This is a genomic window from Paraburkholderia oxyphila NBRC 105797, from assembly GCF_000685075.1.
Lineage (GTDB): Bacteria > Pseudomonadota > Gammaproteobacteria > Burkholderiales > Burkholderiaceae > Paraburkholderia > Paraburkholderia oxyphila.
Window position 1 is genome coordinate 1 of sequence record NZ_BAYD01000186.1, and the last position, 11025, is coordinate 11025.

Annotated in this window: 8 protein-coding genes; 7 read left to right on the forward strand and 1 reads right to left on the reverse strand. The window is 66.3% G+C overall.

What is annotated here, in order from left to right; all coding sequences use genetic code 11:
• Positions 1-96 precede the first annotated feature (96 nt).
• Entirely contained in the window at positions 97-1011 is a 915-nt protein-coding gene (locus BO1_RS46875) for a LysR family transcriptional regulator (RefSeq protein WP_028223485.1), read from the reverse strand.
• A gap of 264 nt (positions 1012-1275) precedes the next feature.
• On the opposite strand from BO1_RS46875, the gene glyA reads away from it, so the two are divergent.
• From glyA to BO1_RS46910, 7 genes are read left to right on the forward strand one after another with little or no spacing between them, the layout of a single operon-like run.
• Positions 1276-2571: a serine hydroxymethyltransferase gene (gene glyA / locus BO1_RS55740; protein ID WP_043289108.1), complete on the forward strand. Its 1296-nt coding sequence runs from the start codon at positions 1276-1278 to the stop codon at positions 2569-2571.
• Between the two features lie 59 nt (positions 2572-2630).
• Positions 2631-3896 (forward strand): aminotransferase class V-fold PLP-dependent enzyme, encoded by a 1266-nt coding sequence (locus BO1_RS46885; RefSeq protein WP_028223486.1) that lies wholly within the window; start codon positions 2631-2633, stop codon positions 3894-3896.
• A gap of 55 nt (positions 3897-3951) precedes the next feature.
• The gene (locus BO1_RS46890; protein ID WP_028223487.1) at positions 3952-4908 is read left to right on the forward strand and encodes a D-2-hydroxyacid dehydrogenase; all 957 of its coding nucleotides are present in this window, start codon (positions 3952-3954) and stop codon (positions 4906-4908) included.
• A 57-nt stretch (positions 4909-4965) separates the two neighbouring features.
• Positions 4966-6144 (forward strand): malate--CoA ligase subunit beta, encoded by a 1179-nt coding sequence (locus BO1_RS46895; protein WP_028223488.1) that lies wholly within the window; start codon positions 4966-4968, stop codon positions 6142-6144.
• 10 nt (positions 6145-6154) lie between these two features.
• A complete protein-coding gene (sucD, locus tag BO1_RS46900) occupies positions 6155-7060 on the forward strand; it encodes a succinate--CoA ligase subunit alpha (RefSeq protein ID WP_028223489.1) in 906 nt (301 codons plus the stop codon).
• Entirely contained in the window at positions 7038-9935 is a 2898-nt protein-coding gene (locus BO1_RS46905) for a phosphoenolpyruvate carboxylase (protein WP_245644124.1), read from the forward strand. The genes sucD and BO1_RS46905 overlap by 23 nt, the downstream gene beginning before the upstream one ends.
• 52 nt (positions 9936-9987) lie before the next feature.
• Positions 9988-10968, forward strand: a complete 981-nt coding sequence (locus BO1_RS46910) for an HpcH/HpaI aldolase/citrate lyase family protein (RefSeq protein WP_028223491.1) — start codon at positions 9988-9990, stop codon at positions 10966-10968.
• Positions 10969-11025: the final 57 nt, after the last annotated feature.

Sequence of the window (11025 nt, forward strand, 5' to 3'; positions counted from 1 at the left end):
GAAAAGTAGGTGCCGCCCCGCACAGGGGCAACGCCTGCGGCCCGCCGCGAATACAAGTTAAGGCCAACGCCGAAAAAACCTTCACCAAGATCGACGTCAGTAAGCGTCATCCATAACCTTTTGCGCCTCCCCGAGCAGCGTCCGCTTAAACGCCTCGACAGCAGCAGAGAGATGCTTACTCTCCCGATGCACGATATAAAGATACCGAACGATAGGAAACCGCTCGACATCGAGCACCTTCAACCGCAGCGTCTCGAGCTCAGGCAAGACCGTCTGCAACGGCACAACTGCCAACCCCATCCCCACGTGCACGCAGCACTTGACGGCCTCGTTGCTACTCACCTCGAGCCCCGGCCGAAATCTCACGCGATGCTCAGCAAAAAAGCGCTCCATAGCGCGCCTCGTCCCTGACCCCGGCTCGCGCACCACAAAAACCTCATCTTCAAGCGCCGCAAGCGGAATATCGCGCTGCCGCGCCAGCGGATGATCAGGCGGCGAAATCGCCACCAGCGGATTCTTCATGAACGGCTGCGCCACCAGCCCCAGCCCTTCAGGCGGCTGCCCCATGATCGCCAGATCGGCCTCGTTGCCGGCCAGCGCGCCCAGCACGCTCTCGCGGTTGCCGAACTTCAGGCGCACGCGCACACCAGGAAACGCCTTCGTATACCGCGAAATGCAAGCAAGCGAGAGATGACCGGCGGTGCCCGTCACCGCGGAAACCCGAATCTTGCCCTGCGTGGTGTCGCGCAACTGGTCGAGCGACTCCTCGAGTACCGTCAGTTGCTCCTGGATCGAGCGCGTATGGCCATAGACCTCCCGCCCCGCCTCGGTCAGAAAGATGCGCCGGCCAATCTGCTCGAACACCTTCATGCCAATCGCTTCTTCAAGATGCTTGAGTTGCGCGGACACCCCCGGCTGCGTCAGATGCAGCTCTTCCGCCGCGCGCGAAAAACTCAGGTGGCGCGCCGCCGCCTCGAAGACCCGCAATTGCCGCAATGTCAGGTTAAGCATCCGCTTCCTCTTCTAGTCGCCAACCTCCCAGGTTCATTCGTCCGCCCCCGAAAAAGGCGTCCGTCCCATGTCGTCACTCTACCAGCGCAGGCCAGTGCGGCAATGCCCACGACGAGGTATTCCCGCACGCCGAAGCCCCGCCGGCATGGGCTTCCAGGCCGGGTTATGGGTTGGATAAGAAACCGGAATGAGTGTTTTTGGCGTCGCCCCACTACCATCGTTCTCAAGCTTCCGACACTGACCATCGACACAAAGGCGACCCTCATGTTCAGCTTCCAGCAGACCATCGCAGCAACCGATCCGGAATTGCGTCAGGCCATCGTCGCGGAATCCACGCGGCAGCAGGATCACATCGAGCTGATTGCATCGGAGAACTATACGTCACCGGCCGTGATGGAAGCGCAAGGCTCGCTGCTCACCAACAAGTACGCAGAAGGCTATCCGGGCAAGCGCTACTACGGCGGCTGCGAACACGTGGACGTGGCCGAGCAGCTCGCCATCGACCGCGCGAAACAACTCTTCGGCGCCGAATATGCGAATGTGCAGCCGCATTCGGGCTCGCAGGCCAACCAGGCCGTCTATCTCTCCGTGCTCAAGCCCGGCGACACGATCCTCGGCATGTCGCTCGCGCACGGCGGCCACCTGACCCACGGCGCTTCGGTGAACGTGAGCGGCAAGCTCTTCAATGCCGTGACTTACGGCCTGCATCCGGAAACCGAGGTGATCGACTACGACGAAGTCGAGCGCCTCGCGCACGAGCACAAGCCGCGCATGATCGTCGCCGGCGCCTCGGCCTATTCGCTCGTGATCGACTGGCAGCGTTTTCGTAAGATCGCGGACAGCGTGGGCGCGTGGCTCTTCGTCGATATGGCGCACTACGCGGGCCTCATTGCTGCGGGTCTTTACCCGAGCCCCGTCGGTATCGCCGACTTCGTCACCTCGACCACGCACAAGACGCTGCGCGGCCCGCGCGGCGGCCTGATCCTCTCGAGCGCCGAGCACGAGAAGGCGCTCAACTCCACGATCTTTCCCGGCATCCAGGGCGGCCCGCTCATGCACGTGATCGCCGCCAAGGCGGTGGCGTTTCGCGAGGCGATGAGCGCTGAGTTCAAGCACTATCAGCGCCAGGTAATGATCAACGCGCGCGCCATGGCCGAGTCGCTCCAGGCGCGCGGGCTGCGCATCGTTTCGGGGCGCACCGAGTCGCATCTCTTTCTCGTCGATCTGCGCGCGAAGAACATCACCGGCAAGGACGCCGAGGCCGCGCTCGGCAAGGCGGGCATCACCGTCAACAAGAATGCCATTCCGAACGACCCGCAAAAGCCCTTCGTCACGAGCGGCATCCGCGTGGGCTCGCCCGCGATGACCACGCGCGGCTTCGGCGAGACCGAAGCACGCCATCTCGCGAATCTGATCGCCGACGTGCTCGAAGCCCCCGCGAACGATCTCGTGATCCGCCGCGTGGCCGATGCCGTGCACGCCCTCACGACGCGCTTCCCGGTCTACGGCGACGCGCCCGACGAACGGTCGCGCGCCACGGCCCACCTGCCCGCAGTCTGATCCACCCGCCCGAGCGGCCAATGCATCCCGCCCCTATCCCATCACTCAGGAGTGCAGACATGTCGAATATCACTGGAACGCGTATCCCGGGTCGCAACATTCTCGCCGTGCCCGGCCCCACCAACATTCCCGACGCCGTGCTGCGCGCAATGGTCGTCTCGATGGAGGACCACCGCTCGACGCGCTTTCCCGAGCTGGCGAACGGCGTGCTGAGCGACCTCAAGCGCCTGTACAAGACCACGAGCGGTCAGCCGTTCATCTTTCCGTCTTCGGGCACGGGCGCCTGGGAAGCCGCGCTGACCAACACGCTCTCGCCCGGCGACCGCGTGCTCGTGGCGCGCTTCGGGCAGTTCAGCCATCTGTGGGCCGACATGGCGCAGCGGCTCGGCTTCGAAGTCGAGATCGTCGAGGTGGATTGGGGCGAAGGCGTGCCTGTCGAGCGTATCGAGGAAGTGCTCAAGGCCGACAAGAAGCATCAGATCAAGGGCATTCTCGCCTGCCACAACGAGACCGCAACCGGCGTGACGAGCGACATCGGCGCGCTGCGCCACGCGATGGACAACGCGCATCACCCGGCGCTGCTGTTCGTCGACGGCGTGAGCTCGATTGGCTGCATCGACTTCCGCATGGACGACTGGCGCGTCGACCTGGCCGTGACCGGCTCGCAGAAGGGTCTCATGCTGCCCGCGGGCCTCGGCATCCTGTGCGTGAGTCCCAAGGCCCTCAAGGCGATGGAGCACGCGCAGTCCAAGCGCTGCTACTTCGATCTCGCCGACATGATCAAGGCCAACGCGACCGGCTACTTCCCGTACACGCCCGCCCTCTCCCTGCTCTATGGCCTGCGTGCGGCGCTCGACCTGATCTTCCAGGAAGGGCTCGAGAATGTGTTCGCGCGCCATCATTACCTCGCGCAGGGCGTGCGCGCGGCCGTGACCGAAGGCTGGGGGCTCGAGTTGTGCGCCAAGGCGCCGAAGTGGCATTCGGATACGGTCAGCGCCATTGTCGTGCCGCAGGGCTTCAACGCGGCCAATGTGATCGACGTGGCCTTCCGGCGCTACAACCTCGCGCTCGGCGCGGGTCTCTCGAAGGTCGCGGGCAAGGTGTTCCGCATCGGCCACCTCGGCGACCTCAACGAGCTGATGCTCACGAGCGCCATTGCCGGCGCGGAAATGGCGATGCTCGACGTGGGCATCGACGTGCGTCCCGGCAGCGGCACCGGCGCGGCCACGCAGTACTGGCGCACTCATGATCCACGCAAGGCCCGCACGGAAGACGCACAACACGCGCAACCCGTCGAGCCCCTGCGCCGAGTGGCCGCCGCCTGAGCCACGATCTTTCAGGGCCCTCAACGCTTCAAGCTAAAGGCAGGATACCGAAATCATGCGTCATGAAATCGTCTTTCTCGACCGCTCCACGTTGAAGGCCGATGTGCGGCGTCCCGCCTTCGAGCATTGCTGGGCGGAGTACGACGTGAGCGCGCCGCACGAGGTGGCCCAGCGTCTCGAAGGGGCCACCATCGCCATCACCAACAAGGTGCCGCTGCGTGCCGAGACGCTGGCGAAGCTGCCGCGTCTCGCACTGATCGCGGTGGCCGCCACGGGCTACGACGTGATCGACACGGCGTACTGCCGCGCACACGGTATCGCGGTGGCCAACATCCGGAACTACGCGACGCACACGGTTCCGGAACATACCTTCGCGTTGATCCTCGCGCTGCGCCGCAATCTGCTCGCGTACCGCGAGGACGTGCGGCGCGGCCGCTGGCAGGCGTCGAACCAGTTCTGCTTCTTCGACCACCCGATTCGCGACCTGCACGGCGCGACGCTCGGCATCGTCGGCGACGGCTCGCTCGGCCGGGGCACCGCGGCCATCGCGCGCGGCTTCGGCATGCGCGTGGTGTTCGCCGAGCATGCGTCGACCAGGGACAAGCCGCGCGACGTCGCCTTCATGCCGCTCGAGCAGCTGCTGCGCGAGTCGGACATCGTCTCGCTGCACACGCCGCTGCGGCCCGAAACGCGCAACCTGATCGCGCTCGAGCAATTGCGCACGATGAAGCGCAGCGCGCTGCTCATCAACACGGCGCGCGGCGGGCTCGTCTGCGAGCAATCGCTCGCGACAGCCCTGCGCGAAGGGCTGATCGCGGGCGCGGGCTTCGACGTCCTGACGAGCGAGCCGCCCAAAGCAGGCAATCCCCTCCTCGAACTCGATCTGCCGAATTTCATCCTCACGCCGCACGTGGCGTGGGCGTCGGACGGCGCGATGCAGTTTCTCGCCGACCAGTTGATCGACAACCTGGAAGCCTACGTGAGCGGCGAACCGCAGCACCTGGTCGCCTGAGCACCGGGCGGCGCACTCTTTCTCATACCGCTTTTCTCATTCGCACGGAACACCATCATGGACATCCACGAATACCAGGCGAAGGAACTGCTGTCCGGCTTCGGCGTGCCGATCCAGCGCGGGCTGGTCGCCTATACGCCGGACCAGGCCGTCTATTGCGCCACCGAGCTCGGCGGCTGGCACTGGGCCGTCAAGGCGCAGATCCACTCGGGCGCGCGCGGCAAGGCCGGCGGCATCAAGCTCTGCGAGACCTATCACGACGTGCACGCCGCGGCGGCGTCGCTGTTCGGCAAGCGCCTCGCCACCACGCAGACCGGGCCCGAAGGCAAGGTCGTCGAGCGCGTCTATATCGAAGTGGCCGAGAAGTTCGAGCGCGAGATCTATCTGGGCATCGTGCTCGACCGCAAGACCGAGCGCGTGCGCGTGATTGTCTCCGCACAAGGCGGCATGGAGATCGAAGAAGTCGCGCACACCCATCCCGAGGCCATCCTGCAGACGATCGTCGAGCCGGCCGTGGGCCTGCAGCCGTTCCAGGCGCGCGAACTCGCTTTCGGCCTCGGCCTGAACATCAAGCAGGTGAGCCGCGCCGTGGCCGCCATCATGGGCGCCTACCGCGCCTTCCGCGACCTCGACGCGACGATGGTGGAGATCAACCCGCTCGTCGTGACCGCCGACGACCGCGTGATCGCGCTCGACGCCAAGGTCACCTTCGACGACAACGGCCTGTTCCGGCACTCGCACGTCTCCGAGATGCGCGACGCCTCGCAGGAAGACCCGCGCGAGTCGGAGGCGGCACAGTTCGGCCTGAACTACGTCGGCCTCGACGGCGACATCGGCTGCATCATCAACGGCGCCGGCCTCGCGATGGCCACCATGGACACCATCAAGTACGCCGGCGGCGAGCCCGCGAACTTCCTCGACGTGGGCGGCGGCGCCTCGCCCGAGCGCGTGGCCGCGGCCTTCCGGCTCGTGCTCTCCGACACCAATGTCTCGGCGATTCTCGTGAACATCTTCGCGGGCATCAACCGCTGCGACTGGGTGGCCGAGGGCGTCGTGCAGGCCGCGAAGAACCTGCGCGTGCCGCTCGTCGTGCGGCTCGCGGGCACGCATGTCGAAGAGGGGCGCCGCATCATTCGCGAGAGCGGGCTGCCGATCATCGCGGCCGACACGCTGCTCGAAGCGGCCCAGAAGGCCGTGGAAGCGTCCAAGGCGCACCGCGCCAGCAAGAGCAAATAGGAGCGTACCCATGAGCATCTTGATCGACGAAAACACCCGCGTGATCGTGCAGGGCTTCACCGGCGACAAGGCGAGCTTCCACGCGAAGGAAATGATCGCGTACGGCACCAATGTGGTGGGCGGCGTCACGCCCGGCAAGGGCGGCCAGCGCCACCTCGACCGCCCCGTGTTCAACACCGTGAAGGAAGCCGTGCAGGCGACCGGCGCCACGGCGAGCCTCGTGTTCGTGCCGCCGCCCTTCTGCGGTGACTCCATCATGGAAGCCGCCGATGCGGGCCTGCAGCTCGTGTGCTCGATCACCGACGGCATTCCGGCCCAGGACATGATGCGCGTGAAGCGCTATCTGCTTCGGTATCCGAAAGAAACCCGCACGATGCTGGTCGGGCCGAACTGCGCCGGCATCATCAGCGCGGGCAGGGCCATGCTCGGCATCATGCCGGGGCACATCTACCGGCGCGGCTCGGTCGGCATCGTCTCGCGCTCCGGCACGCTCGGCTACGAGGCGGCCGCGCAGCTCAACACGCTGGGTCTCGGCGTGACGACGAGCGTGGGCATCGGCGGCGACCCGATCAACGGCAGCTCGTTCCTCGACCATCTGCGGCTCTTCGAGAACGACCCCGAGACCGAGGTCGTGATCATGATCGGCGAGATCGGCGGCCCACAGGAAGCCGAGGCGGCGCGCTGGGTGCAGGAGAACATGACCAAGCCCGTGGTGGGCTACGTCGCCGGCCTCACGGCCCCGAAGGGCCGCCGCATGGGCCACGCGGGCGCGATCATCTCGGCCGCGGGCGACAGCGCCGCCGAGAAGGCGGAAATCATGCGCGCCCACGGTCTTTTCGTTGCACCCAGCGCCTCCGAGCTGGGCTCCACCGTCGCTGCGGCGTTGACGCAAAATGATGCCCGCCGCGTCGCTTGAGGCCATGGAGGCCGCCGGGGCCGAGGCTCGCACCGTGACGTCGCTCGGCGTGGAGGCGCCGCGCCGTCAACGGGCTGCACCACCGTCCTCGCCCCCTGCTCCGCCCGCGCTGCTCGACCGTCTCGCCACGGCCTCGTCGGCGTTGCCCACGCTCGATGCCGAGGCTTACGAACCGTGCGTGGTCGACCTGCTGTTCGGCTTGCTGTGCGACGTCGCGCGGCGCCGCCAGCCGCAGGTCGAACTGGCGCTGCGCGGCGAGCCGCTGCCCCCCGACGTGCCGCGCGCGGTATGGCGGCGCAGCCTGCAAGCCCAGGGCATCTGGTTCCAGCTGCTGAGCGTGGCCGAGCAGAGCACCGCGATGCGCCGCCGCCGCGAGATCGAGATCGAGAGCGGCTATGCGCGGCTCACGGCTTCGTTCTCGCGCGTGGTGGCCGACGCGGCTGCGGCCGGCGTGCCCGCCGACGAAGTGCGCGCCGTGCTCCAGCATCTGAAGATCCGCCCCGTCATCACGGCGCACCCGACCGAGGCCAAGCGCGTCACCGTGCTCGAAATCCACCGGCGCATCTATCGCAAACTGATGGATCTGGAGTCGCCGCGCTGGACGCCGCGCGAGCGGCGCAAGCTCGTCGGGCAGCTTGGCAACGAGATCGAGCTGCTGTGGATGAGCGGCGAGCTGCGCCGCGAGAAGCCCACCGTTGCGCAGGAGGTGGCCTGGGGGCTGCACTTCTTCGGTGAGACGCTGTTCGAGGCCGTGCCGCTCTTGTTCGAGCGGCTCGAGGACGCGCTGCACCAGTTCTACCCCGGTGAGCACTTCGAGATGCCGCGCTTCTTCCAGTTCGGCTCGTGGATCGGCGGCGACCGCGACGGCAATCCGTTCGTCAACAACGACGTCACGCGCGCGACGCTCTACGACAACCGGCTCGCGTGCCTCAAGCGCTACCGGCAGCAGCTGCTCGATCTCGCGCAGACGCTCAGCATTACCGCCGAGGCGCTGCCCGTGCCCGAGGCGTTCGGTGCGGAACTCGCGCGCGTGCTGGAACAAAGCGGCGACGGCGCGGCCATCGCCACGCGCAATCCGGGCGAGGTGTTCCGCCAGTACTTGACCTGCATGCTGCGCAAGCTCGACGCAACGCTCGCCGACGCGCAGCGGCGCGGCGCAGGGGCGACCGTTCCCGGCGGCTACGCGAGCGCCGACGAACTGGCCGCCGAGCTGCGCGCGATGGAGCTGGCCCTGCTCGCGACTGGCAGCGACACGCTGGCCGCCTCGTACGTGCGGCCGCTGCGCCATGAAGTCGAGACGTTCCGCTTCAGCACGGTGCAGCTCGATTTGCGCGAGAACTCCACGGTCATCAACAAGACCCTGCTCGCGCTCTGGCGCGCGCGCGCAAAGCCCGGCGCAGAGCCACCCGATTTGAACTCCGAGGCATGGAAAGCGTGGCTCATCTCCGAGCTCGCGCGTCCGCTCGGCCCGGGCGAAGCGGGAGCAGCGCTGCCCGAGTCCCTCGCGGACGTCGAAGCCGAAACGGTCCAGATCTTCCGCATGGTCCGCGCGATGCGCGAACAGGTGGACCGCAATGCCTTCGGCGCGTTCATCCTGAGCATGACGCACCACGCGACCGACGTGCTCGGCGTCTATCTGCTCGCCAAGCAAGCGGGGCTTTTCAGCGACGCCGCCGGAGTGGAAAGCTGCACGCTGCCGGTCGTGCCGCTGCTCGAAACCATCGACGACCTGCGCCGCGCCCCCGAGATCCTGCGCGAGCTGCTGGCCGTACCGATGGTCAAGCGCAGCATACGCGCGCAAGGCGGCGTGCTGGAGGTCATGATCGGCTACTCCGATTCGAACAAGGACGGCGGGTTCTTCGCGAGCAACTGGGAGCTGTCGAAGGCGCAGACGAAGATCGCGCGGGTCGGACGCGAACTGGGCATCACGATTTCGTTCTTCCATGGGCGCGGCGGCTCGGTGAGCCGCGGCGGCGTGCCGGCGGGCCGCGCGATCGCCGCGCTGCCGGCGGGCTCGGTCAACGGGCGCTTTCGGGTGACCGAGCAAGGCGAAGTCGTCTCGTACAAGTACGCGAACCGCGGCACCGCGCAGTATCACGTCGAGCTGCTCGCGTCGAGCGTGCTGGAGCATACGTTCAAGTCCGAGCGCGAAGACGAGCTGCAGCCGCGCGGCGAGTTCGACGACGCGATGGAAGCGCTCGCGGGCGCCTCGCGCGCGGCCTATGTAAAGCTCGTCGACCAGCCCGAGCTGATCGCGTACTTCCAGGCGGCCAGCCCGCTCGAAGAGCTCTCGATGCTGAACATGGGCTCGCGCCCTGCCCGGCGCTTTGGTGCACGCAGCCTCGAAGACCTGCGCGCGATTCCGTGGGTGTTCGCATGGTCGCAGAACCGCCACGCGCTCACGGGCTGGTATGGCGTGGGCAGCGCGATCTCGTCCTTTCTCGCGGTGCGCCAGGAACGCGGGCTCGATCTGCTGCGCAGGATGTTCAATGAATCGCGCCTGTTCCGGCTGATCGTGGACGAGGTGGAGAAGACGCTGGCCCAGGTCGATCTCGAGATTGCGCGTGATTACGCGAGCCTTGTGCCTGACGCGCGGTTGCGCGAGACGATCTTCACGCAAATCGAGGCCGAGTACCGCCTCACCACGGAGATGGTGCTGAAAGTGAGCGGCGGCGGCGCGGTTGCGGAGCGTTTCCCGCAGTTCTGCGAGCGGCTTGCGCGGCGGCTGCCGGCCATCAATCTCGTGAGCCGGCAGCAGATCGAGTTGCTGCGCCTTTACCGCGCAGCAAGCGCCGATCAGGAGCGGCGCAGCTATCTGGTGCCGCTCTTACTGTCCATCAATTGCATCGCATCGGGATTCGGCGCGACGGGCTAGGCCGTGTGCCTGCCTGCTGTTGGTCGCGCCCCAACCATCGAGGAGATTATTCATGAGCTTTACTGCAATCGAACCGGCCACGCCACGGCTGCACCGCTCGGAGCTCGCCGTGCCGGGCTCCAATCCCGCCATGTTTGAAAAGGCCGCGCGCTCTGCCGCCGACATCGTCTTTCTCGACTGCGAAGACGCGGTCGCGCCCGACGACAAGGAGCAGGCGCGCAAGAACATCATCGAAGGCCTGAACGACATCGATTGGGGTACGAAGACGGTGATGGTGCGTATCAACGGACTGGATACGCACTATATGTATCGCGACGTCGTGGACATTGTGGAGGCTTGCCCGCGCCTCGACATGGTGCTGATTCCCAAGGTTGGCGTGGCGGCGGATGTCTATGCGATCGACATGCTCGTCACGCAGATCGAAACGGCGAAAAAGCGCACGCGGCGCATTGGTTTCGAAGTCCTGATCGAAACGGCGCTTGGCATGGCGAACGTGGAGGCGATCGCGCAGTCGAGCCGGCGGCTCGAAGCGATGTCGTTCGGCGTGGCCGACTATGCGGCTTCGACGCGTGCGCGCACGACCGTGATTGGCGGTGTGAATCGCGATTATGGCGTACTCAGCGACAAGGACGCCAATGGTGAGCGTGAGTACTTCTGGGGCGACCAGTGGCACGCCGCGCAGACGCGCATGATGGTGGCCTGCCGGGCGTATGGATTGCGGCCTGTGGATGGGCCGTTTGGTGACTTCAGTGATCCGGATGGGTATGATGCGGCTGCCAGGCGTGCCGCGGTGCTTGGTTATGATGGGAAGTGGGCGATTCATCCTTCGCAGATTGAGTTGGCGAATCGCGTGTTCACGCCCAGTGATGCTGAAGTGTCGCGTGCGCAGCGTATTATGGATGCGATGGCTCAGGCCGCCAGAGACGGCAAGGGCGCCGTGTCGCTGGATGGGCGTCTGATCGACGCGGCTAGTATTCGGATGGCCGAGGCGCTGATTTCTACCGCGCGGGCTATTGCTGAGGGGAAGCGCTGAGCGCTTGTGGTTATGGTGTTGCGCTGCCGCGCTGGTGGCCTTAACTTGTTTTCGCGG

Excerpts from the sequence above, each read along its gene's own strand:
- BO1_RS46885 (WP_028223486.1), top strand. The coding sequence starts at position 2,631 with ATGTCGAATATCACTGGAACGCGTATCCCGGGTCGCAACATTCTCGCC.
- BO1_RS46890 (WP_028223487.1), top strand. The coding sequence starts at position 3,952 with ATGCGTCATGAAATCGTCTTTCTCGACCGCTCCACGTTGAAGGCCGAT.
- BO1_RS46905 (WP_245644124.1), top strand. The coding sequence starts at position 7,038 with ATGATGCCCGCCGCGTCGCTTGAGGCCATGGAGGCCGCCGGGGCCGAG.
- BO1_RS46895 (WP_028223488.1), top strand. The coding sequence starts at position 4,966 with ATGGACATCCACGAATACCAGGCGAAGGAACTGCTGTCCGGCTTCGGC.
- BO1_RS46910 (WP_028223491.1), top strand. The coding sequence starts at position 9,988 with ATGAGCTTTACTGCAATCGAACCGGCCACGCCACGGCTGCACCGCTCG.
- BO1_RS46875 (WP_028223485.1), bottom strand. The coding sequence starts at position 1,011 with ATGCTTAACCTGACATTGCGGCAATTGCGGGTCTTCGAGGCGGCGGCG.
- sucD (WP_028223489.1), top strand. The coding sequence starts at position 6,155 with ATGAGCATCTTGATCGACGAAAACACCCGCGTGATCGTGCAGGGCTTC.
- glyA (WP_043289108.1), top strand. The coding sequence starts at position 1,276 with ATGTTCAGCTTCCAGCAGACCATCGCAGCAACCGATCCGGAATTGCGT.